At 50.3% G+C, this 24,641-nt stretch carries 20 protein-coding genes; 18 read left to right on the plus strand and 2 right to left on the minus strand.

Translation table 11 applies throughout. From position 1 onward, the window contains the following. Positions 1-417: 417 nt before the first annotated feature. Genes J9260_RS04690 through J9260_RS04700 form a run of 3 tightly spaced genes read left to right on the plus strand, consistent with a single transcriptional unit; the run spans position 418 to position 7,192 of the window. Entirely contained in the window at positions 418-2,070 is a 1,653-nt protein-coding gene (locus J9260_RS04690; protein WP_210219887.1) for a reverse transcriptase family protein, read from the plus strand. Beyond that, complete coding sequence (locus J9260_RS04695) at positions 2,067-5,564, plus strand: hypothetical protein (RefSeq protein ID WP_210219888.1); 3,498 nt, start codon at positions 2,067-2,069, stop codon at positions 5,562-5,564. Before J9260_RS04690 ends, J9260_RS04695 begins: the two co-directional genes overlap by 4 nt. Next, positions 5,564-7,192 carry an SWIM zinc finger family protein gene (locus J9260_RS04700; RefSeq protein WP_210219889.1) on the plus strand — a complete coding sequence of 543 codons (1,629 nt, stop codon included), beginning with the start codon at positions 5,564-5,566 and terminating at the stop codon, positions 7,190-7,192. The genes J9260_RS04695 and J9260_RS04700 overlap by 1 nt, the downstream gene beginning before the upstream one ends. Here the strand turns inward: J9260_RS04700 and J9260_RS04705 are convergent. Beyond that, complete coding sequence (locus tag J9260_RS04705; RefSeq protein ID WP_210219890.1) at positions 7,181-8,401, minus strand: lytic murein transglycosylase; 1,221 nt, start codon at positions 8,399-8,401, stop codon at positions 7,181-7,183. The two genes, J9260_RS04700 and J9260_RS04705, sit on opposite strands and share 12 nt — an antisense overlap. A gap of 118 nt (positions 8,402-8,519) precedes the next feature. After that, positions 8,520-8,861 (minus strand): DUF1820 family protein, encoded by a 342-nt coding sequence (locus J9260_RS04710; RefSeq protein WP_210219891.1) that lies wholly within the window; start codon positions 8,859-8,861, stop codon positions 8,520-8,522. 111 nt (positions 8,862-8,972) lie between these two features. On the opposite strand from J9260_RS04710, the gene J9260_RS04715 reads away from it, so the two are divergent. The 15 genes from J9260_RS04715 to J9260_RS04785 all read left to right on the plus strand — a co-directional run bounded on the left by J9260_RS04715 (position 8,973) and on the right by J9260_RS04785 (position 24,575). Beyond that, positions 8,973-10,229, plus strand: a complete 1,257-nt coding sequence (locus J9260_RS04715) for a glutamate-5-semialdehyde dehydrogenase (RefSeq protein ID WP_210219892.1) — start codon at positions 8,973-8,975, stop codon at positions 10,227-10,229. Positions 10,230-10,281: 52 nt separating this feature from the next. Further along, complete coding sequence (gene hisC / locus J9260_RS04720; protein WP_210219893.1) at positions 10,282-11,334, plus strand: histidinol-phosphate transaminase; 1,053 nt, start codon at positions 10,282-10,284, stop codon at positions 11,332-11,334. Continuing rightward, positions 11,331-12,086 (plus strand): Nif3-like dinuclear metal center hexameric protein, encoded by a 756-nt coding sequence (locus tag J9260_RS04725; protein ID WP_210219894.1) that lies wholly within the window; start codon positions 11,331-11,333, stop codon positions 12,084-12,086. Before hisC ends, J9260_RS04725 begins: the two co-directional genes overlap by 4 nt. Positions 12,087-12,364: 278 nt before the next feature. Then, positions 12,365-12,967, plus strand: a complete 603-nt coding sequence (gene petA / locus J9260_RS04730; protein WP_210219895.1) for a ubiquinol-cytochrome c reductase iron-sulfur subunit — start codon at positions 12,365-12,367, stop codon at positions 12,965-12,967. After that, positions 12,967-14,394, plus strand: coding sequence for a cytochrome b (locus J9260_RS04735; RefSeq protein WP_210219896.1), 1,428 nt, complete (start codon positions 12,967-12,969; stop codon positions 14,392-14,394). The genes petA and J9260_RS04735 overlap by 1 nt, the downstream gene beginning before the upstream one ends. A gap of 11 nt (positions 14,395-14,405) precedes the next feature. Then, a complete protein-coding gene (locus J9260_RS04740; RefSeq protein WP_210219897.1) occupies positions 14,406-15,173 on the plus strand; it encodes a cytochrome c1 in 768 nt (255 codons plus the stop codon). Between the two features lie 84 nt (positions 15,174-15,257). After that, entirely contained in the window at positions 15,258-15,887 is a 630-nt protein-coding gene (locus J9260_RS04745) for a glutathione S-transferase N-terminal domain-containing protein (RefSeq protein WP_210219898.1), read from the plus strand. Then, positions 15,884-16,384 (plus strand): ClpXP protease specificity-enhancing factor, encoded by a 501-nt coding sequence (locus J9260_RS04750; RefSeq protein ID WP_210219899.1) that lies wholly within the window; start codon positions 15,884-15,886, stop codon positions 16,382-16,384. Before J9260_RS04745 ends, J9260_RS04750 begins: the two co-directional genes overlap by 4 nt. 2 nt (positions 16,385-16,386) lie before the next feature. After that, positions 16,387-16,875 (plus strand): type 3 dihydrofolate reductase, encoded by a 489-nt coding sequence (folA, locus tag J9260_RS04755; RefSeq protein WP_210219900.1) that lies wholly within the window; start codon positions 16,387-16,389, stop codon positions 16,873-16,875. Positions 16,876-16,894: 19 nt separating this feature from the next. Continuing rightward, complete coding sequence (locus J9260_RS04760) at positions 16,895-18,232, plus strand: dihydroorotase (RefSeq protein WP_210219901.1); 1,338 nt, start codon at positions 16,895-16,897, stop codon at positions 18,230-18,232. A gap of 171 nt (positions 18,233-18,403) precedes the next feature. Further along, positions 18,404-18,754, plus strand: coding sequence for a hypothetical protein (locus J9260_RS04765; RefSeq protein WP_210219902.1), 351 nt, complete (start codon positions 18,404-18,406; stop codon positions 18,752-18,754). A gap of 244 nt (positions 18,755-18,998) precedes the next feature. After that, positions 18,999-20,924: a PrkA family serine protein kinase gene (locus tag J9260_RS04770; RefSeq protein WP_210219903.1), complete on the plus strand. Its 1,926-nt coding sequence runs from the start codon at positions 18,999-19,001 to the stop codon at positions 20,922-20,924. An 11-nt stretch (positions 20,925-20,935) separates the two neighbouring features. Then, the gene (locus tag J9260_RS04775) at positions 20,936-22,225 is read left to right on the plus strand and encodes a YeaH/YhbH family protein (protein WP_210219904.1); all 1,290 of its coding nucleotides are present in this window, start codon (positions 20,936-20,938) and stop codon (positions 22,223-22,225) included. Beyond that, the gene (locus J9260_RS04780) at positions 22,225-23,736 is read left to right on the plus strand and encodes a SpoVR family protein (protein ID WP_210219905.1); all 1,512 of its coding nucleotides are present in this window, start codon (positions 22,225-22,227) and stop codon (positions 23,734-23,736) included. The genes J9260_RS04775 and J9260_RS04780 overlap by 1 nt, the downstream gene beginning before the upstream one ends. Beyond that, positions 23,733-24,575 carry a DUF3025 domain-containing protein gene (locus tag J9260_RS04785; protein WP_246499632.1) on the plus strand — a complete coding sequence of 281 codons (843 nt, stop codon included), beginning with the start codon at positions 23,733-23,735 and terminating at the stop codon, positions 24,573-24,575. The genes J9260_RS04780 and J9260_RS04785 overlap by 4 nt, the downstream gene beginning before the upstream one ends. The last annotated feature ends 66 nt before the right edge of the window (positions 24,576-24,641 follow it).

Below are 24,641 nucleotides of genomic sequence, written 5' to 3' on the forward strand. Positions count from 1 at the left end.
ACTAATACTGGATTTGATAAGAAAATTTTGTAACGAAATGTAACAAATTTGCGCATACGTGCTGAGTTGCGATGATTACTTAGCATTGTTGATGTCCATTTATCCGCTAAAATTTGACTGAATAAATGGAATTTACTAAATTATCCCCACAGTAAATGAACCCTTGCCTGTTGAACAGTGGATCGCTGTTCGCGCATAAAGCCTGTCAAAGCGACATCAGCTTGCTCTTTACTAGGGCGGGGACTGACTAGTAGTGCGAATTGCATTGCGTTTCTAGGAAACCAATATCGCACTACTAGTCGTCCCCGCATCGAGTGTAGCAAGCTGATCTTCTGGATGAACGAAGGTGATTTACTGCCTAATAGCCGACTTCGTGTCGGCTATTTCATTAAAAATAACGAAAAATCAGGGATTTGCATGAGCCAACTCACCCGCCAGCAACTCTACGACAAGATTAAAGAAACCTCCAAGGATGAATATATCCTCAGCGAGATGCAACGCTTGGGCTACTGGAAGGAAGACGCACAGCCGACGCTGGCAGCATCCCTGATCAAACGCCGTGGCGATTTGCAACGCCAAATCAATGCCTTATCGTCGCAAATTACTGACCCGAAAGCGGCACTTAAAGCCATCCACCAAGAACGCATGGCAGCGGCGCGTCAGCAACGCATTGATACCAAGGTCAAGCGCGAAGTTGACCGCTACCAACGCGCCCAAATTTGGCATGAAAAGCAGCAAAACCATATCCATTACCTCGGTGACGCTGCCGGATTCAAACCCTCTGCCGCCGATGATGTGTCCGACGCAGAACGCCTCAACCGCCTAGGTTTACCCGTTTATTCCAACGCCGCCGAACTCGCTACAGGCATGGGCATTACCCTCAACGAATTGCGCTTTCTGACCTACAGCAATCAAGTCTCGCGGGTGTGCCACTACCAACATTTTGCGATGCAGAAAAAGTCCGGCGGCACACGCCTGATTTCCGCACCGATGCCGCGCTTAAAACGCCTGCAATACTGGGTGCTGGACAACATCCTGCAACCGCTGGAACTCACCGAACAAGCGCACGGTTTCGTCACAGGGCGCAGCATTGTCAGCAATGCTCAGCCGCATTTGGCGCAAAAAGTCGTGATCAATATGGATCTGAAAGACTTTTTCCCCACCGTCACTTACCCGCGTATCAAAGGCACGTTTGCGCAACTCGGCTACAACAACGAAGTCGCGTCTCTGCTCGCGCTGCTGTGTTCCGAAGCCGAAACGCAAACGGTGGAAATGGACGGGCAATGTTATTACCTCAACAGCACCAGCCGCCGCCTGCCGCAAGGCGCACCGACCAGCCCTGCATTGAGCAATGTGATTTGCCGAACGCTGGATAAACGCTTGCAAGGCTTGGCGACCAAACACGGCTTTGCCTACACCCGTTACGCTGACGATTTGACGTTTTCCGGTACGGATACCGCCGCCATTCCCGCCCTGTTGTACGGCGCAAAAGCCACGGTGACAGCGGAAGGTTTCAACGTCCACCCCGACAAAACCCGCATCATGAAACAGGGCAGCAAGCAGGAAGTGACAGGCATTGTGGTCAACCAACACCTGTCGGTCGATAACAAAAAGCTCAAGCAATTCCGCGCCCTGCTATTCCAGATCGACAAAGACGGCTACGGCGATAAAAGCTGGGGCAATGGTTACAACATTCTGGCCAGCATCAAAAGTTACGCCCATTACGTGCGCATGGTGAACCCCGCAAAAGGTAGCCAGTTTCTGGAACAGATTGCCGCCATTCAACAAAAACACGGCAAGCCCAATGTGGTGATGAAGTTCAGCAACACGCTATTTCGCGAACGTGCTGCGCAAGGCAAGTTGCCTCTGGACTCCATGCAGGTTGCGCCCGTCAAGCCAGCCCCGACGCTGGATGACACAATTCAACACCGCGACGTGATTATCGAAGTCCAACAAGCGTTGGGAATCTCACTGCCCGCAGGTGTCATTGCGCCTGTTACCCCCGCCACACCTAGCCAGCCGCAAGGCTTGGTATCCACACTGATGTCACTGCTGAGAGGTAAATCATGAAACTGATTCGCCGTACTACCCTACGCTTTCAGGATGGCACGTCCGACAAAGTGTACGAAGTTGACATTGTGGAAGCCGCCGATGACAGCTATCTGGTGAATTTCCGCTACGGACGTTCCGGCAAACCGTTGACCGAAGGCAGCAAAACCGCCGCGCCCGTGGATTCTGCCAAAGCCAAAAAAGTTGCCGATAGCCTGCTGGTCAGCAAGATGAACAAAGGCTACCAAGTGCTGATGGGCTACAACCCCGTGACGGGGGAAACCATTGGCGCAAGTGCGGCGGCACAACCCGCCGCCGCACCACGCAAAGGCAAAAAAGCCCAAAGCCGCGACCAGCAAATCCTCGAACGCCTACAAAAATTCGCCGAAGGTGACAAACATACCGACAGCACAGGCTTGATTGACGGCTACAGCCTGAGCCGCAGCGTGTGGAAAGCGGGCGAATTGCGTATTCCTGAACTCGCCCCTGCCCTGCAAACCTTACTCGCTAATTTGCCCGCAAAAGCCAAAGACGATGCGATGACGTATTACAGCATTGCATGGGCAGCGGGACGTACCAAGGACAGTGCTGCGTTTATCGTATTGCAACAGCTACAAGACAAAATCCCCGCACACTTGTACCAATTTGCGTGTTTACAAGTCGGGCAGCCTCCAGAAAGCTGTTTGCCGCAACTCGACCAAACGTTGGATGCGGTACAAGCGATTAAAGCCATCCAAACCTTCGACCATTACGCTGCGATGTCTTTTGACCGTGTGAACAAGGAAGATCGGGCGTACATCCAGCAAGTGCTGCATTGGCACGGGCTGACCGCCGCTGTCGAACAAGCATTAAGTCAAACCGTATTGGCAGATGCGGATCAGGATTTCATGCAATTGCGTGTCGATGCCGCCAGTTACGCCACGATTCAGGCGAACAAAGCCGCCGTGCCGGAACTCGAACCCGCGATTATGGACGTATTGCGTTACCACTATAACGCGTTGCTAGATCAGAAAAAGCACGAGTACCAAGCCGATTTCGACCTGTATATTCAACTGTTGGCAGGCATGAATCTGGAAACCGTGTTAGCAAACGATACGTGGAATATTGCCCGCGCCAACGAAGGCAATGTGCAATACCTATGGGGCGACTCCAAACGCAATCTGCAAAATGCCTTGAAAGCCACCGGCAAAGTAAAAAATCTCAATAGCTTGTGGCAACGGGTGATCAACTACTACGAGCTGCACAGCAAACGCCAGCAAGAGGTATCCGCAGAACGTTTGCAGCAATGCTATGCCATCCTGCAAACCCATGATGCGTATCACGATGTGGTCAACCGCATCGTCCCCACGATCAATGCAGACCGCTGGTTCTATGGCTACCAACACGAGGTTAGCCCCGCCATCCGCAGCAAATACGACACCTCGCTGGCATACCATGTGCGCCGCCTGTTCATGGATCGCTTTGCTGATTTACGTCAGGAAGCTCTCCAACCCAAAGAACAATTGCTGGAACATTACAGCCAGCAAGTGGTAAGTTTGTACGCGCTTGCCAGCATCCAACCGGAAAAACGGGCGGTCGCATTCACCGCCATCCAACATGCGCCGGTCAACCAATCGTTTACCGCATCGTTCCGCAAGCTCTACAAAATGGCAGAGTTTTTGGATGATCACGAAGCCTTAGCCGTGTTGAATCATCGGTTGGAAACCACGCCAGACGATGGCAGACGGCAAAGCTGGCGCGAAGAAAACCCCAGCTTCACCCAGCAAAGCAAACGCTATTTGCGCCGCCGTACCGTGCGCCATTTACGCAACTTAGGTAAGTTTTCACCCAACGATTATTTGCAACTGGCGCGGGAAGTTCTGGTGTTGGCGGACGATGCCTCACCCGTTGCACAACGCACCCCGAAGAAACAACTGATTCATTTCCCCGACTTGGTGGCAATGAATTTCATCCTGCACCATCACAGCCACTTGTACGAACAAGACTATAAGGGCACATGGTTTTTGCAAGAAAATCGCCAGAACGAAGCCAATCAGCCAGAAGCGTTTGCTACCTTGTGGGCATATGCAGGGCAAGATTTACTCTACGTTTTGCGCCATTGCAAAGCAGCGATGGTGAACGATTTTGCCTACCGCCGCCTGCAACCGCAAACCGCGTTCTTGCAGGAACAAACGCAAGCAACGTGGCTAGAATTGGTGGTGCGCCCTTACGAAAATACCGCGCTGCTGGCACTGGAACATTTGCGCGACAGATTGCAACAAACCGACGTGGTATTCGCGCTATTGAACGCGAAGTTTGCCGCCATCCGCCATCACGGTTTGGCGAATCTGACCCCGGCGCATTTTGCGGAAAACCCCGATTTGTTGTTGGATTTGCTGCTTTCGCCACACGATGATGTGCAGTTGTTCGCCAAGAATTACGTGTACGCGATGCCCAACAACCACACGCTATTGCCGCTATTATTGGCTCGCCCCGAACCTGCGCTGCAAGCCTTGGGCATTGCGCTGATTGGCAAATTGAGCGATGCCGAAAAACGCGAATACCGCGTGCTGCTGTTCAATGCGCTGACCGATGAAAATGCTGAATTGCGCCGTGGTGCGCGGCTGGCGGTGTTGTCGGTCAACGATGCGGCTTTCCAGAAAGACATTTTTGCGCACATTCTACCCGTGCTGTTCAAAGCCGAACCAGTGGAAGGTTACAGCGATGACATGCTCGCGCTTGTGCAAGCCGTTGCGCCGATTCATGCCGAGATTGACCAGAATTTGCTGTGGCGCTTGCTGACGGCGAAAAGCAAATTAGCGGAACGAGCGGGCGCACTGATCCTGCCTGCTCACCCTGCTGGCGCGTTTTCAATCAAGCAGTTGGCGATGCTGACTAAAATCCCCACCTTGCAAGTGCGGGCGTGGGCAATGGCAGCGTTGCAAGCCGATCCAGAACGGGTAACGGAGCAATTCGCCGAAGCCGTGCGGATTTTGGATAATCGTTGGGACGATACCCGCGCCCAAGCGATTGCCCTATTTGCTACGTTTGAGGCTGACTTTTGGACAAGCGAGCGCGTGGTAGCGGTTTGCGATCAGGTTTACCACGATGTGCAGCAATTTGGGCGCGAACTGGTATTGCGCGGTTTTGAACAGGGCGAAGGCGAACACTATTTGCTGCAACTCAGCCAGCACCCTGCCAATAACGTGCAATTGTTCGTGTCGAATTTCTTGCAGCAATACGCCAGTGGCAAGCCCGACACCATCCTCAAATTGCAAGGCTATTTCAATACCGTGCTGTCGCAGGTGAATCGTGGGCGTTTGGTGAAAGATCGAGTGATTGCCTTCCTGTTCACTGAATCCGGCAAGGATGAGCAAGTCGCCCGCATGGTTGCCTCCCTGTTTAGCGAGCAATCGTTGAGCCGCGTGATTGCCGATAAAGCGCGTTACATCAAGACCTTGTTTGAATTGCAAAACCGCTACGGCATCCAGCAAACACCGGTTCACGTCATCGCACCCGCAGTGAGGGCTTTCTGATGGAATTTTCCCGCAAATACCAAGGCAACTCGCAAGTCTCGAACAATAGCCGTGAAACCAGCATGTCCTTCGTGCCGGATGCGTTGCGTAACCCAACGTTTTTTGCAGCGGATTTGGGGCAACACATTCCCTTCCGCGAAGCCATGTCCGCGCTGCATCAGGTGGTGGTGTCGGATATGAGCTTCCAGCCCAAAGACAAATCCGATTACAAGGCGTGGTTGAAGGCGCAAGAGGAAGTGTTTTTAGCGGAAGCAATGGCAAAACAGGGGCAAATCAAAGCGCAACTGGATGAATTACGCCAGCAAATGCGCGAAGTGCAACACGCTGAAAGTGCTGTTTTGTCGCCGTTTTATACGGCACGTTCCAAGTATTTCCAGTATTTGTACAAGAACGATATTGATGCGTGGTATGTGCTTGATCCGGTGATCACGGTTCACCCCGACAGTATTTTCTTTGAATGCTTTTCGCAGGACGAATCCAGCTACGGCAAACTGAGCTGCCGCTACGAAGTGTTTGATAATGTGCGCGAACACGCTTACGGCACAACCAATATCGACTATTCGCACGAGCTGTATCAGGAATTTCAGAAAATCCGCGATTACAAACGCACCGAGTTTGTGATTGATCCGTCGGGCTTTGAGGTGAAAACTGACCTGAGCGATGACTTCAAGGAAGAGAAAATCGACCTGCCCGACAGTTGGGTACGCGGTTTCCTGCAAGTCAGTTCGGCGATGAGTTTACCGTTTACGACATTCAATCTGCACCCGATGGATATGTACAATATCTTGCTGTTTTTAAAGCGGCACAAGGAAAAGACAGGCCCCCGTTCATTGCGGTTTTGCCTGACACCGGATCAGCCGATTCAGGTGAAGTTTGATCCGTGGGGCGAAACCTTGACGTGTCCGCGCAGTGTTTACACCGGCAATGCAGCGCAGGAAGTGCGGATTTGGGGACGGCGGCGTTTGTTCATACTGGAACGTTTGTTGCCTATCGTGAAGCATTTCCGCGTGAGCCTGTTGGGTTCAGGCTTGCCGAGTTTCTGGGGGGCTGAAATGGAACACATGACGTTTACCTTGGGCTTGTCCGGTTGGAGTGCTAATGATTTTTCGCGGATGGGTAATTTCGACCTGATGGCTCCACGGGGTGAAGTCGATAGCGTCACCGCCGAGCGCGTGTTTGCGGCATTGCAAACCACTTGGCAGGAAAGTGCCACTTCGTTGGCGTTGCGGCTGGGGTTGGATGAGCTGACGGTTAAATCCGCGCTGGGGATTTATTCGCAATACGGGCGAGTGTTGTATGACATGGACAAGGATGTGTACCGCATCCGTGAACTCAGCAAAGACCCGTTGCCGATGGACAAGCTGCGTTTCAGCAATGAGCGCGAAGCCAAGGCAGATAATTTCCGTAAGGCGGGTTTGGTGACTGTAGTGGCGCGGGAAGCGCAGCAGAATGGTAGGCAGTTAGTGCGCGGTGAAGTCATCGACAATGCGCATACTTACCAGCCGGAGATTACGCTGGATGCGGATATGCGGCTGGTGGAGGCGAAGTGTTCTTGCCACTTCTACATTCAGAACAAGCTGAATCAGGGGCCGTGTGAACACATGTTGGCGGTGCGTTTAATCGGATGAAATAAGCGCACGTAGCATATCGAGCTGTTCCAGCGTGGCATAGCCATCCGCAGGGAACCCTGAATCTAACTGCCAACGGCGCAATGCGGCGCGGGTATTCGGGCCGATTTTTCCGTCCACGCCATCGGTGCTGTAGCCGAGTGCGCTTAACAACTCTTGTAATTCAGCCTTTTGCGTGTGACTGAGCGGTTGTTCGTGTTCAGGCCATTTGCCGAGTAACGGTGGTTTTCCTTGGATTAAATCACCTAAGTGTCCCACCGCTAAGGCGTAGTTTTGCGCATTGTTGTATTTCAAAATCACGCTGAAATTGTGGAACGCCAGAAACGTGGGGCCGCGATGCCCAGCGGGCAAAAACACAAATGCATTGTCATCCGTGGTTAACGCTGCTCCATTGGCGAGTGTTACCGCGTTTTCATTTGCCCAAATGCTGCTGGGTTGCCAAAAATTCGGGTCGGATTTGCTCCAGTCGAAATCGCTGGGTAAACGCACTTCGGTTCCCCACGGTTTATCGCGTTGCCAACCCGATTGCGCGAGGTAATTGGCGGTAGAGGCGAGTGCATCGGGAATGCTATTGACCAAATCGCGTTTACCATCACCGTCGAAATCGACTGCAAAGGCTTCAAAAGTAGTGGGGATGAATTGGGTATGCCCCAACGCGCCTGCCCATGAGCCGCGCATACTGCTCAAGGACATATCGCCGTTTTGCACGATGCGTAGCGCAGCCAGTAATTGCTTTTGCCAAAATGTACGGCGTTCGGGAGTGCCTGCATAGGTGAGGGTAGCTAAAGAACGAATGGTGTTATGGCGACCGGTATAACGCCCGAAGTCACTTTCCAAGCCCCACACGGCAAGCAGGTATTCGGGTTGCACACCGTATTGCGCATGTAATTGATTAAGCAAGGGAGCGTAAGCGCGTAAACGTGCTTGCCCGGTTGCAATGCGGGTTGGGGCAGTGGCAGAGGCTAAATATTCCCAGACGGTTTTGGTGAATTCGGGTTGTTTAGCATCCAGTTCTAATACTTTACGGTCAGGTAATAAACCGCGAAAGGCGATGTCAACCACATCCGCACGGATGCCTTGCCCGACTGCCAAGGTTTTAAACTCAACTTTCCATGAATCAAACGCGCGGTCTGAAACAGCGGTATAGCCGAACAGCACCACTGCCAACAGTATGACAGTCGGTACGACACGCGCTAACTTTTGTCCCATGCGGTTAAATCCATTCGGACACTACAACTTTCATGGGAGGTATAATAGCAGTTTTTCGGCAAACCACCTTGTCTTAATGCGGGCGCATCTGCCCGATTTTCGAGCATTTTGGGCGGGTTTAATCGTTCTTTTTGTTACCAGCGGGGCGCGGGAAGTGGCTGATGTTGCTGGCTGGGTTGCCATCCAGTGCGTGCACTTTGCTAATGCCGGTCTTTTCCACTTCATCAATCCGAATTACGGAATGAATCGGGATAAAGCTGCGTTTCACTGCCTCGAATTCGGTTTTGAGGCGTTCTTCACCGGGGTCGATGACTAGGCTGCTTTGTGTGCCAAACACAATTTCTTCGACCACCACAAAACCGTACAGGTCAGATTCGTAAACCTGCTTGGCGAAGATTTCGTAAATCCTGTCTTGATTGACGAAGGATATGCGGTAGATGCGGTCACTGCGTTCGCTCAAGGTACTCTGGCCTCAAAGAAAAATGGTGCTGTTGTAGCAGAAAGCACGGCATAAGTCACTTCCCGTGGTATTATGCCATCATTGTTTCTAATAACGCACGAGGAATCCGGTTTGGACATTTTCGCTTACATGCAAGGTATTGGTCAGCAAGCAAAACAGGCTTCAAAAATCCTTGCCAATACCGACACATCTGTAAAGAACCAAGCGTTGTTGAGCATCGCGGATACGTTATTAGCGCGTGCCGATTGGTTGAAAAGTGAAAATTCCAAGGATTTAGCTGCCGGACGTGCCAAGGGTTTGGATGCAGCAATGCTGGATCGTCTGACGTTAAGCGATAAAACCATTGCGGGGATGGCAGAGGGCGTGCGCCAAGTGGCGACGCTGCCCGATCCGATTGGGACGATTACCGACATGAATTACCGCCCATCGGGTATTCAGGTCGGGAAAATGCGCGTGCCGTTGGGTGTCGTCGGGATTATTTACGAGTCGCGCCCCAATGTGACGGTGGATGCCGCTGCACTGTGTTTGAAGTCGGGTAATGCGACGATTTTGCGTGGTGGTTCCGAAGCGATTCATTCCAATCAGGCGATTGCGGCGTGTGTACGTGATGGGTTGCAGGCTGCGGGTTTGCCAAGCGCGAGTGTGCAAGTGGTGGAAACCGTGGATCGTGCCGCCGTCGGTGAACTGTTACGCATGGCGCAATACGTCGATGTAATCGTGCCACGTGGTGGCAAAGGTTTGATTGAGCGTGTGAGCGCGGAATCGCGTATTCCGGTAATCAAACACTTGGACGGTATTTGTCACGTCTACATCGACGATCAGGCTGATGCTGCGAAAGCGATTGCGGTGGCGGTCAATGCGAAAACGCACCGTTACGGTGTGTGTAATGCGATGGAAACCTTGTTGGTGGCAGAGGCGATTGCGGCTGATATTTTGCCAGCACTCGCAGCAGAATACGCGGCTAAAGGTGTTGAGTTGCGCGGTTGCGAGCGTACTTGTGCATTGTTACCGCAGGCGATTCCTGCTACCGAAGAAGATTGGTCAACCGAATACCTCGCGCCGATTCTGGCGATTCGTGTTGTGCCGGACATGGCGGCGGCGATTACGCACATTAACGACTACGGCTCACACCATACGGATGCGATTATTACCGAAAACTATACCCGTGCGCGGGCGTTTTTGCGCCAAGTCGACTCCAGTTCGGTCATGGTGAATGCTTCTACGCGCTTTGCCGACGGGTTTGAATACGGTTTCGGTGCGGAAATCGGGATTAGCACCGATAAGATCCACGCCCGTGGCCCTGTGGGTTTGGAAGGGCTGACCTCGCAGAAGTTTGTGGTGTTGGGTGACGGGCATATTCGCCAATAACCCTTTTCCGCTATATCATCCCCTTTTTATATTCTCCACCGGACAAGCACGCATGAGCCAATACTGGAGCAAGCTGGTACACAATCTCGACCCGTATGTACCGGGTGAACAGCCCAAAGACCAGCGTTACATCAAGCTGAATACCAACGAATGCCCGTATCCGCCCTCGCCGAATGCACTCGCGGCAATTCACGCAGCGGCGGATGAGCGGTTGCGGCTGTACCCTGACCCGAATGCGGACGAGCTGAAGGATGCGATTGCCGATTATTACAATGTGCAACGCGCCAATATTTTCGTCGGGAATGGTTCGGATGAGGTGTTAGCGCACGTTTTCCAAGGCTTGCTCAAGCACGACGCGCCGTTGCTATACCCGGACATTAGCTACAGTTTTTACCCCGTTTACGCCAATCTTTACCAGATTAATGCGCAACAAATCCCGTTGCGTGAGGATTTTCGGGTGTGTCTGGGCGATTATGCGGTGGATAACGGTGGAATTATTTTCCCCAATCCGAATGCGCCCACCAGCATGGCATTGGGTTTGGATGCGATTGAAGCTTTGTTGCAAACTCACGCGGAATCCGTGGTGGTCGTCGATGAAGCCTACGTTGATTTTGGGGCGCAAACCGCGATTCCGCTGATCGACAAGTACCCAAATTTATTGGTGGTGCAAACCTTCTCCAAGTCACGTTCGCTGGCGGGTTTGCGGGTTGGGTTTGCGGTGGGGCATCCTGATTTGATCACTGCGCTGGAACGGGTGAAAAATTCCTTCAACTCTTACCCCTTGGGGCGCATGGCGATTGCGGGTGCGGCGGCGGCGATGCGTGATAAAGCGTATTTCGAGGATACTTGCCAGAAAATTATCGCTACCCGTGAGATGACGGTGCAAAGCCTGACCGAGATGGGTTTCAGCGTATTACCGTCAGCGGCGAATTTCGTGTTTGCGCGTCCACCTGCGGGCAATGCGGAAAGCTTGTATCTGGCACTGAAACAGCGCGGTGTGTTGGTGCGTTACTTCAATAAGCCGCGCATTAACGAATATTTGCGGATTACCATCGGTACGGATGAGGAAATGGCAGCCTTCCTGAGCGTATTGGCAGAGCTATGAATCTCTATGCACTCGAAACCCACATTAATACCTTGCTGAATGTCGGCAAGTTCCGCGATTACGCGCCGAATGGTTTGCAAGTTGAGGGCAGGGCGGGAGTTAAGCGCATTGTTACGGGTGTAACTGCTTCGCAAGCGTTGCTGGATGCGGCAGTAGAATATGGTGCTGACGCGATTTTGGTGCATCACGGTTATTTCTGGAAAGGCGAGTCAGCGGTGATTCGCGGCATGAAAAAACGCCGGATTGCGACTTTGCTTCAGCATGACATCAGTTTGTTGGGTTATCACTTGCCGCTGGATGCGCATCCGACGTTAGGCAATAACGCGCAATTGGCGGCACGGCTGGGTATTCACACCGAAGGCGTGATGGATGAACGTGAACTGCAAGGCGTGGGCAATGTCGGTTCGCTGGCTGAACCCATGAGTTTGGATGCATTCGGGCAACACGTTGCGGCAGTGTTAGGGCGCGAACCCTTGCTGATTACAGGCGGTGAGCATCCCATCCAACGCATTGCTTGGTGTACTGGCGGGGCGCAAGGTTATATCCAGCAAGCTTTTGAGCTGGGGGCAGATGCGTATTTGAGTGGCGAAATTTCCGAACATACGGTGCATTTTGCGCGAGAAAACAGCATTCATTATGTTGCAGCAGGGCATCATGCGACCGAGCGATATGGCATTCAGGCATTGGGCGAGCACTTGGCAGCAACATTGGGCTTAGAACACCGTTTCATTGACATCAATAACCCGGCATAAGTCAGGTTATTTTCTGTATTTTTATGCTACCATTGCCGCGCATTGTGGCCTGTTTGGTGAAATGATCTAAATCAAAGTGCGCCGTTTTTACGGTGGGCGACGCTCATTTTCGCTTGATTTTAGACATGAATTCCGACATTCTACGCTGTCTTTTAGCATATGCTAATATAGCTACGTTTGGGTCAATGACGCAGAAATTTAACATTATTGCAAGTCGGTTTCCTGAATTTGCAGTAGTGGGTCAGGTTAAGTTTTGAACATTTGGGAGAGTGCTAACGATGGCAAATTCTGGAGTAGATAAAGGCCGTCGCCGCATCCTGATTGCCGCCACATCCGTGGTTGGTGCAGCAGGGGTGGCAGCGGTTGCGGCTCCGTTCCTTAATTCATGGAATCCGAGTGCGCGGGCACTTGCCGCAGGTGCACCTGTTGAGGTTTCCTTGAGTAAGGCCGAGCCGGGTCAACAGATTCGGGTAATTTGGCGCGGTAAACCGGTATGGCTGGTCAATCGTACTAAAGAAATGCTGGATACGTTGGCAGGTTTGGATGGGGCGTTGAAAGACCCTAATTCCGATAATGTCAAGCAACAGCCGGAATATGCCAAAAACTTGGCACGTACCCGCGAAGGCAAAGAGCAGTATTTGGTGTTAGTCGGGATTTGTACCCACCTGGGTTGCTCACCGACTTACCGTCCTGAGCTGGCTCCTGCTGATTTAGGGGCTGACTGGAAAGGTGGCTGGTATTGCCCTTGCCACGGTTCACGTTTCGATTTAGCAGGTCGCGTCTACAAGAATGTTCCAGCCGGAGCTAACTTGGAAGTGCCTCCGTACTACTTCAAAGATGACAATACCATTTTGATCGGTGAAGATGGAGGTGCAGCATAATGGCAGAGCGTCCAAAACATAATTACACGGGTTTCTTAGGTTGGGTTGAAGATCGCTTCCCAATGATGGAAACGTGGCAAGCGCATTTGGCTGGTTACTATGCGCCTAAAAACTTTAACTTCTGGTATTTCTTCGGTTCACTGGCGATGCTGGTGCTGGTTATCCAGATTGTTTCCGGTTTGTTCTTAGCATTCCACTATAAGCCTGATACAGCCTTGGCATTTGCTTCTGTAGAATACATCATGCGTGATGTGCCGGGTGGTTGGTTCATCCGTTACATGCACTCTACTGGTGCTTCTGCGTTCTTTATCGTGGTTTACCTCCACATGTTCCGCGCGTTGATGTACGGATCCTACAAAGGTAAGCGCGAACTGATCTGGTTGATCGGTATGGCGATTTATCTGGCATTGATGGCAACTGCTTTCATGGGCTATTTACTGCCTTGGGGTCAGATGTCTTATTGGGGTGCGCAGGTTATTATCAACTTGTTTAACACCATTCCAGTGATCGGTGAAGGCTTGTCTACTTGGATTCGTGGTGACTTCGTATTGGGCGATGCTACCCTGAACCGTTTCTTTGCATTGCACTTCTTCCTGCCTTCTTTGGTGTTGCCTGCGCTGGTATTTGTCCACATCGTGGCATTGCACGCGGTTGGTTCTAACAACCCGGATGGCGTTGAAATCAAGCAAGGGCCTAAAGGCAATCGTTGGAGTGAAACAGCTCCGTCGGATGGTATCCCTTTCCACCCTTACTACTCTGTGAAAGACATTTTGGGTGTTGTGGTGTTCTTGATGGGCTTCTTTGCCATCCTGTTCTTTGCACCAGAGGGCGGTGGCTACTTTATGGAAGCACCTAACTTTGAACCTGCAAATGCACTGAAAACACCTTTGCACATTGCCCCGGTTTGGTACTTCACACCGTTCTACACTGTATTACGTGCGATTCCAGACCCATTCTTTGGTACTTTGGCGATGTTCGGCGCGATTGCGGTGCTGTTTGTACTGCCGTGGATTGACCGTAACCCGGTTAAATCTTGGCGTTACCGTAACAGCGCACACAAAATCAACCTGATTTTGTTTGCCGTAGTGTTCTTGGTGCTGGGTTGGATGGGTGTTGAAGCGGTTACACCGGTATTCAAGGAATTGGGTACTCGTATGACACAGATTTACTTCATCTTCTTCGTGGTTCTCTGGATTCACAGCAACCCGTCAAAAGCGAAGTATGTAATGTGGTTCGGTATTTTGTTGGCAGCAATCGTGGGTTATGACGTGGTATTCCGTTATACACCGGGCGATGCTGAAGCCACTACTCAAATGCTGATTCAGTTCATTTGGCCTGTAGCGTATTTGGCGTTGACTTTGCTGTTGCCTGCTTTTAAATCAAGCTGCAACGAAGAAAAAGCTGTTCCTGATCGCGTAACTGGTTGAGGTGTGACAACATGAAAAAGTTTATTGCAAGTGTAATGTTCGCACTGTCGGCTTCTCTGCTGGTTTCTGGAGCTGCTGTTGCTAGTGGTGATAGCGTGCATCTGGAATCAGCCAATGTGGACATCCACAATACGCCTAGCCTGCAACGTGGTGCGAAGTATTTCGTGAACTATTGTATGGGCTGCCATGCGTTGAGCTACAGCCGTTACAACCGTATCGCCACTGATTTGGGCTTGACTGAAGATCAGGTGATTAAAAACCTGATTTTTACCCGCAATGCGGATGGTGAGCCGGAAAATGCAGGCGCATTGATGAAGAATGCTATTTCACAGAAGGATTCTGCGGAATGGTTCGGTGCGCCGCCGCCGGATTTGTCATTGGTTGGGCGTTCACGGGGTTCCGACTGGATTTACAGCTACATGAAGGCATTCTATGCTGATCCTAGCCGTCCGATGGGCGTGAACAATACCGTGTTCCCGAACGTTGGTATGCCTCACGTACTGTGGGAGTTGCAAGGTCTGCAAGAAAAGCATTGCACTAAGGAAGGCGAAGGCGACCATGCGGTTGAGCATTGCGAGTTGAAACTGGTTAAGCCGGGTTCAATGAGTGCGCCTGAGTATGATCAAGTAGTACGCGATCTTACCAATTTCCTGACTTATGTAGGTGAGCCCGCGAAACTGCACCGTATCGGCTACGGCGTGTTTGTGCTGCTGTTCTTAGGTTTGTTTGCAGTATTTGCTTACTTCCTGAAGAAAGAATACTGGAAGGATGTTCATTAATCCTTTTCCGGTATAACACCTCGAAGCCACTCTAGTATAAAATAGAGTGGCTTTTTTGTTTCCAGTATAGGGAGTTCCGCGTCTATGGCTTCGCTTTCCAGTCGAAGATCTGTTATGACATTATTTTCCGCCGCTGATTGTGCAGACAGTCACCGTGTGCGTATTGTTTTAGCAGAAAAGGATATTACGGTTGATATTCTGAACATTAATCCAGACAACAAACCGGATGATTTGTCTGAGCTGAACCCTTATAACACCACGCCAACACTGCTTGACCGTGATTTGGTGCTGTACGATGCCCGCATTATCATGGAATATTTGGATGAGCGGTTTCCGCATCCACCCTTGATGCCTGTTGATCCGGTGACTCGTGCGCATTCCCGCTTGGCGTTGTTCCGTATTGAAAAAGATTGGTTTTCTTTGGTGAGCGACATTGAAGGTGGCGATGAAGCCAGTGCGACACAAGCGCGTAAAATTTTGCGTGAAAGTGTCCTGTCTGCCGCTGAAGTGTTCGCAGTAAAACCGTATTTCTTAAGCGATGATTTTTCCTTAGTGGATTGCACCATCGCCCCGATTTTGTGGCGTTTGCCGAAGTACGGTATTGATGTACCGGAAAAACAGGGCAAACCCATTTTGAAGTACATGGAAAGAGTGTTTTCACGCGATGCTTTCCAGCAGTCCTTAAGCAAGGTTGAGAAGTCGATTCGCCCATGAATGATGCGACCACTACTACCGCTAAACGCCCTTATTTACTCCGCGCTTTTTATGAGTGGATTGTTGATAACGGCATGACTCCGCACGTGTTAGTCGATGCGCGTTCTCCACAAGTGAAAGTGCCGCGTCAGTTCGTGAAAGACGGCAGCATTGTGTTAAATGTGAGCATGACGGCAGCAAATAACTTAATGATGGACAACGATAGCGTCACCTTTAGTGCACGTTTCGGCGGTAAAGCCTTCGCTATTTATTTGCCCATGTCGTCGGTCATGGCGATTTATTCGCGTGAAACCCAAGACGGCATTAGTTTTCCGCCAGATGAGTACGCGCTGACGGATAACATGGAAGCGTTTCAGGATGTGCGTCCAACGCCTTCTTTGGCGGCGGTTTCCGGCGGTGATAGTGTCGATAGCAGCGATGAGGTGACTGAGCAGGATGACGAGCCAGAGCCACCTAAGCCAACACGCCAACGTCCTGCTTTACGTGTTGTGAAATAGTCATGTTGTCCTTGATTGTGGCCGTGGCGGGTGAACAGCGCGTCATTGGACGTGATGGGCAGATGCCTTGGCATTTGCCTGCGGATTTAGCATGGTTTAAACGCAATACCCTTGGTAAGCCCATTATCATGGGGCGCAAGACGTGGGATTCGATTGGTCGGGCTTTGCCGGGGCGGCGTAATCTGGTGATTTCGCGCGACCCTCAATTTGTTCCGGTGGGTGCGGAACGAATGGATTCGCCTGAAGCTGCATTGGCTTGCGTGGCGGATGTGCCGGAAGTGATGGTGATCGGTGGGGCGCAGATTTATACGCATTTCCTGCCACAAGCCCAACGTCTGTATTTAACCCTCATTAAAGAAAGTTTATCTGGCGATACATTTTTTCCTGATTATACTTCCTATCAATGGCGTGAGTTAGCGCGTACCGAACACGCGGCTGACGCTAACAATCCCTATCCCCACGATTTTTTGATTCTTGAGCGGCTTTCCTGATTTCAAGGAGTTTCCCCGGATGAATAACTGTTTGATCGTTAATGCGAACCTCGTCAACGAAGGGGTAATTACCCAGCGTGATGTGTTAATCCGCAATGGGCGTATTGAGGCCATCGGGCATGGTTTGAGTGCACCCGGTGTGCGCGTTGTGGATGCCGCAGGGCGTTATTTATTACCGGGAATGATTGACGATCAGGTACATTTTCGTGAGCCGGGTTTGACCCACAAAGGCGATATGGCAACCGAAAGTCGTGCTGCGGTGGCGGGCGGTATTACCAGCTTTATGGATATGCCGAATACCATGCCGAATACGCTGAATACTGCTGTGCTGAATGAAAAAAAGCAATTGGCGGCAGGGCGCAGTTTGGCGAACTACGCTTTTTACCTCGGCGCGTCCAATGACAATTTGGAGTCGATTAAAGCCTTAGATCCGCGCGATGCCTGCGGGATTAAGGTATTTATGGGAGCATCAACCGGCAATATGTTGGTAGATGACCCGGAAGTGTTGGAGCAAATTTTTACCCACGCGCCGACCTTGATTGCCGCACACTGTGAAGATACCCCCAGTATTTTAGAAAATGAAGAAAGTTACCGGGGTATTTACGGTGACGCGATTCCGTTTCACCTGCATCCGGTGATTCGTAGCGAAGCCGCATGTTACAAATCGTCGTCAATGGCGATGGAACTGGCAAAACGTTGTGGTACGCGCTTACACATTTTGCACATTTCTACCGCGAAAGAAGCGGAAATGTTTGCGGATCTGCCATTGAAGGATAAGCGGATTACGGCGGAAGCGTGCGTGCATTTCTTGCATTTTGCGGATGAAGATTATGCGACTAAAGGATCGTTGATTAAGTGTAATCCGGCGATTAAAACCGCCGAAGACCGTGCAGGTATTATTCAAGCCTTGCTGGATGGGCGTTTGGATGTGATTGGTACAGATCACGCGCCGCATACTTGGGGTGAAAAACAAAGCGAAAGTTATTTCAAAGCACCGTCGGGTTTGCCATTGGTGCAACACGCTTTGCAAACGGTGTTAGAGCATTATCAGGATGGTATTTTTTCCCTAGAGTTTATTGTGGAAAAGACCAGTCACGCGGTTGCTGAGATGTTTAATATCAAAGAACGCGGTTATATCCGTGAAGGTTATTGGGCGGATTTGGTGTTGGTGGATCTTGATAAACCGTTTTTGGCGACCCACGCTAATAGCCTATCAAAGTGTGGCTGGACTCCGTTTGACGGCTATGAATTCCGCTCCAGTATTGCTGCAACTTGGGTGAATGGATGCTTGGTGTGGCAGGATGGCCAGGTGTTGGATGTTCCGGCACAAGGTATGGCTTTAGTCTTTGATCGTTAAGTAATTTTTAGGCTGGATATACCGTATTGATACGCATTGATACCGTTTGTCGGAGTCCTTGGCGTATTCACAATAGGATGTTGAAATCGAACTAAACTTTAGGGTGCGAGGGGTTAGTTAAAACCCTTGAAGTCCCCAATCAAGTTCTAGTGTTTCATGGAGGAACAAGCAATGATTCAACATGCTATTGCGTCTTACCGCACTATTCATCGTCATGTCCGTCACGGCGTATGGGCAGAAATCCACCTTTACGATGTCCACAATGCGATGGTAGGGTCAATCTATTTTATGGACGACGACGAGGATTTACGTCCGGCTGTCAGTTCGCCCCGCATTATGTTGTACTGGCCTGATCGTCGTCTGGAATCTACCATTCGTTTGTTACGCAGCGGTTCGAGTGTGGTGCTGGTTTACAAAGCACCCAACGAAGCGTTCTTAACAGATTCTTTTGTAATGACTAGTCCGCCAGCGGATGTGCACATTACTGAAGAAGAATGCAGCGTTTGGGATTGCCCTCCGTAAGGTTGGTAATGTTGGTTGAAGAGCCTCGCACACCAGTGGGTGTTGCGGGGCTTTTTTATGCCTGTGCCTGTGGGGAATGCTAAATATCCATTCATCGGTTATTTATGTGAGTAGTGGCAAGCTTAGACTAAATTGTATGCATCAATGATCTTGAAATAAAAATTACACTTTTTGGTACAACTTTAGTCTAAAAGATAGGGTGCGGAATTGTTACTCCGCATTCACACTAGCCAAGGGGAATAAGATGAGCAAATTATTTAATCACTATCAGTCCCGCTACGAAGCTCTGCAAGAAGAAGAATACTCACTTCAGGAATACCTCGACCTTTGTAAGGCAGATCGCATGGCTTATGCCAGTGCTGCCGAGCGCATGTTGTATGCCATCGGTGAAGCCGAAGTGGTGGATACGTCACGTGACCCGCGCATGAGCCGCATTTTTTCTAACAAAGTCATTCGCCGTTACCCGGCATTTTCCGAATTTTACGGCATGGAAGATTGCATTGAGCAAATCGTGTCGTTTTTGCGCCATGCCGCGCAGGGGCTGGAAGAAAGCAAGCAGGTGTTGTACCTGTTGGGGCCGGTGGGCGGTGGTAAATCGTCGTTGGCTGAACGTTTGAAAGCCTTGATTGAACGCGCTCCGATTTACTCCATCAAGGGCTCTCCGGTTAATGAATCGCCACTGGGGTTGTTTAATGCGGAAGAAGACGGGGCAATTCTGGAAGAAGATTACGGCATTCCGCGCCGTTATCTGAAAACCGTGATGTCGCCTTGGGCAGTGAAGCGTTTGCATGAGTTTGGGGGTGACATTACCCGGTTTCGGGTGGTGAAACGTTACCCTTCGCGCCTTAACCAATTAGCGGTTTCCAAAACCGAACCGGGCGATGAAAATAACCAAGACATTTCCTCGCTGGTCGGCAAGGTGGATATTCGCAAGTTAGAAGATTACCCACAAAATGATACGGATGCGTACAGCTATTCCGGCGGTTTGTGCTTATCCAATCAAGGTTTGATGGAATTCGTGGAGATGTTTAAAGCACCGATTAAGGTGTTACATCCACTGTTGACCGCCACCCAGGAGGGCAATTACAACGGTACGGAAAGTATCGGTGCGATTCCGTTTTCCGGGGTGATTTTGGCGCATTCCAACGAGTCTGAATGGCAAACCTTTAAAAATAATCGTAACAACGAGGCGTTTATCGACCGCGTTTCGATTGTGAAAGTGCCGTACTGTTTGCGGGTCACAGAAGAGATTAAAATTTACGATAAGCTATTGTTTAATAGTTCATTGGCTGCGGCATCGTGCGCCCCGGATACTTTGAAACTGTTAGCGCAGTTCATTGTGCTATCGCGTTTGAAAGAGCCGGAAAACTCCAATTTGTTCTCTAAAATGCGTATTTACGATGGTGAAAACCTCAAGGATATTGATCCCAAAGCGAAAACGATGCAGGAATATCAAGATGCTGCGGGTGTTGACGAAGGCATGAACGGGCTTTCCACGCGCTTTGCGTTTAAGATTCTCTCGAAAGTATTTAACTACGATGCGACTGAAATAGCGGCTGATCCGGTGCATTTGATGTATGTGTTGGAGCGGCAAATCGAGAAAGAGCAGTTCCCGCGTGAGTTGCAAGACCGTTATATCCGCTTTATTAAAGAGTATTTAGCTCCGCGTTATGTGGATTTTATCGGTAAGGAAATTCAAACGGCGTACCTCGAATCGTATTCTGAATACGGTCAGAATTTGTTCGACCGCTACGTGACTTACGCAGATTTCTGGATACAAGATCAGGAATTCCGTGACCCTGAAACCGGTGAGTTATTGCACCGTGCGTCACTGAATGCGGATCTGGAAAAAATCGAGAAACCCGCTGGTATTAGTAATCCGAAAGATTTCCGTAATGAAATCGTCAATTTCGTGTTGCGGGCACGGGCGAATAACGGTGGGCGCAATCCGTCTTGGACGAGTTACGAGAAATTGCGGCGTGTGATTGAGATGAAAATGTTCTCCAGCACCGAAGATTTATTGCCGGTTATTTCTTACGGCGCGAAATCGACGGCGGATGAACAGCGCAAGCACGATAATTTTGTTGAGCGCATGATGAAGCGCGGTTACACCGAAAAACAAGTGCGCTTGTTGGCGGAGTGGTATTTACGGGTACGCAAGTCACAATAAAGGAGGGCTGCATGGCCTACATTGTTGACCGCCGCTTAAACAGCAAAAACAAGAGCTTGGTAAATCGTGAGCGATTCCTCAAGCGTTATCAACAACAAATCCGTAAAGCGGTGTCAGACGCGGTGAGCCGTCGCACCATTACGGATATGGAACAAGGGGAAAGCATTCCGATCCCTCGGCGTGACATTTCTGAACCCGTGTTTCGGCACGGGCAGGGCGGCAAGCGCGATATGGTGCATCCGGGTAATAAGGAGTTTATGCCGGGTGATCGTATTCAGCGTCCGCCGGGTGGCGCGGGTGGTGGCAGTGGTTCGGGGCAGGCTTCAGCAGATGGCGAAGGCGATGATGATTTCATCTTCCAAATTACCCAAGAAGAGTTCTTGGATTATTTGTTTGAAGATTTAGCGTTGCCGAATATGGTGAAACGCCAGTTGACCAGCATGGATTCTTTTGATTACCAGCGTGCCGGAGTCAGCGAAGTGGGCAATCCGGCGCAGGTCAATATTGTGCGCTCAATGCGCAGTGCCCATGCGCGGCGTATTGCCTTGCGGGGTAAGGAGCGTCGCCGTCGCCGCGAAGTGTTGGCAGAATTGAGCGCGTTGGAACAGCTTGAAAACAGTGAAGATAATGAAGCGCAACGCTTGTTATTGCTGGCGGAATTGGAACACCTGAATGTGCGGATGCACACGATTCCTTGGCTGGATGATTTCGATCTGAAATACAATCTCAAAGTTAAAGTGCCGAAGCCTTCGCCGAAAGCGGTGATGTTTTGTGTGATGGATGTGTCCGGCTCAATGACGCAGGATATTAAAGATACCGCGAAACGTTTCTTTTTCTTGCTGTATTTATTCTTGAAAAAGAACTACGAGAAAATCGAAGTGGTCTTTATCCGTCACCACACCCAAGCGCAGGAAGTCGATGAGGAAACCTTTTTTTACGCCCGCGAAACCGGCGGTACGGTGGTTTCCAGTGCGTTGAATTTAATGGGAAATATTATCGAAGAACGCTATTCCCCGAATGCTTGGAATATTTACGTGGCGCAAGCCTCCGATGGTGATAATTGGCACGAAGACAATGCGCGGTGTGGCGAAGCGTTGCTGTCGACGATTTTACCGTTTGTGCAATATTACACCTATATTGAAATCGGTGATCGTGATCCGCAAGGTTTGTGGCAGTTGTACGAACAGTTGCAGCGCGATTTTCAGGAGCGGTTTGCGATTCAGCGGGTGCGTCATAATGCCGAAATTTACCCGGTGTTTCGCGAGTTATTCCGTAAGCACGCGGGCGAGGAGGGTGCGTAATGGTTGCTAAAGCCTATATTTCCACCAGTTCCGAATGGACATTTGAAACCATTGAAATTTACAACCGAGAAATTGCACGGATTGCCCAGCAAAAATTTAAGTTGGATACTTATCCGAATCAGATTGAGATTATCCGTTCTGATCAGATGATGGATGCGTATGCCTCAGTGGGGATGCCGTTATTTTACAATCACTGGTCGTATGGTAAACATTTCGTCAATGTGGAGCAAAACTACACCCGTGGACGCATGGGGTTGGCCTATGAAATTGTGATTAATTCCAACCCGTGCATTGCGTATTTGATGGAGGAAAACACCTTAACCATGCAGGCGTTGGTGATTGCGCACGCTTGTTACGGGCATAATTCGTTTTTCAAGGGCAATTATTTGTTCCGCGCATGGACGGATGCGGAAGCGATTATCGACTACTTAATGTTCGCTAAAAAATACATTAGTGACTGCGAAGATCGTTACGGAGTGGAATCCGTGGAGTTGTTGCTGGATTCTTGCCACGCGTTAATGAATTACGGGGTGGATCGCTATAAACGCCCCGCGCCGATTTCCGCCGCAGAAGAGCGCGAACGTCAGCAAGAACGTGAGTTGTATATTCAGCAGCATTTGAACGATTTGTGGCGTACTTTGCCGCATCGCGGACGCTTACAGGAAGAAGCGGGAAGCGTGATTACACATTTCCCCGAGGAGCCGCAAGAAAACATTTTATATTTTATTGAAAAGAATTCTCCGGCATTGGCGACTTGGCAGCGTGAAATCATTCGTATTGTGCGCAAGGTGGCGCAGTATTTTTACCCGCAACGCCAAACGCAGGTAATGAATGAGGGCTGGGCAACGTTTTGGCATTACACCATTCTCAATGAAATGTATGACGAGGGCTTGGTGAATGAGGGGTTTATGATGGAATTCCTCACTTCGCATACCAATGTGGTGAGTCAGCCTGCGTTTGATAGCCCTTATTACAACGGTATTAATCCGTATGCGTTGGGGTTTGCGATGATGAGTGATATTCGGCGCATTTGTGAACACCCGACGGAAGAAGATCGGCGGTGGTTTCCCGATATTGCCGGAGCGGATTGGATTGCGACCCTTGATACGGTGATGCGTAATTACCGGGATGAAAGTTTCATTTTGCAGTTTTTATCACCTAAAGTGATTCGCGATTTTCACCTATTTGCATTGGAAGATGATGATCGTAAAAATACCATCAACATTACCGCCATTCACAACGATGACGGCTATCGGCAGGTGCGTGAAGTATTGTCGCGGCAGTACAATCTGAGTCATCAGGAGCCGGACATTCAGGTACATCATGTGAATGTACGTGGTGATCGGGCGTTAACCCTGCAACACATGCTCAACGAGCGTCGCCCGTTGAGTGCGGATGTGAATGAAATGTTGCGGCATATCCACCGTTTATGGGGTTACGATGTGCATTTGCACTCGGTTGAACCGGATGGACGCACGGTGAGGAGTTATCATTTGGTGGCGGATAGGTGACAGATTTGGATGTGTGGAATCCGCAGTTTGCGACATTACACCCGGTTTTTCAGCAATTACCGGCGGCTGATGCGTGGTTAAGTTATCAGCAATGGCCTGAGTGTGAGGCGTTGCAGCGGTTGTTACCTGTTGATTTACAAGCACAATCGGGAATGCCGATCCAGTTTGTAGCGCAAGATGCGACCTTACCTTTTCCCGCATTGTATTACGAAGAGCGTATTTTTCAGCACGGCATGGTGGCGACACGCCCTGCCAATTGGCATGATTTTTTTAACGCGCTGATGTGGTCTCAATACCCGCGTACCAAAGTCCAGATCAATGCGCAACACGCAGCAGATTTGCAGCAATACGGCAAACAACGTACTCCGCAACGTGATGCCTTGACGTTATTTGACGAAAGCGGTGTGGTCATTGTGTCGACGCGGCGGGCGGGATTGCAGCCTATTTTGGATTTTGACTGGCAAACGTTATTTGTGGAACAGCGTGATGCGTGGGGTAATGACATGGCGTGTTTTGTTATTGGTCATGCGCTGCTGGAAAAACTGTTAACCCCGTATGTTGGGGTAACGGCTCATGCGTTACTGGTCGAAGTTCCGCCCGCGTTTTTTTCGCAGGATAATCAAGCACAACGTGTATGGCTTGATCATGTCATCACCGATTTCCTAGCGGCGGGGAAATTATTGTCGCCGTTGCATTTGAACCCCGTGCCAGTACTGGGGATTCCGGGTTGGTGGGCTAATAGCGATGCGGCGTTTTATCAGCAAAGTAGCTATTTTCGTGCTAAATCACGGGAGCGTCCGGGAAGCATTTTGGGCATTTTGGATGGACTGTCTGGGTGAAAGTGTTTTACAGCCGCTAAGCCTTTTCTGCTATCCTAACCCTCATTCACCACATTGAGTAGCGGA

Source organism: Thiothrix unzii (assembly GCF_017901175.1).
In the GTDB taxonomy this organism is placed as follows: domain Bacteria; phylum Pseudomonadota; class Gammaproteobacteria; order Thiotrichales; family Thiotrichaceae; genus Thiothrix; species Thiothrix unzii.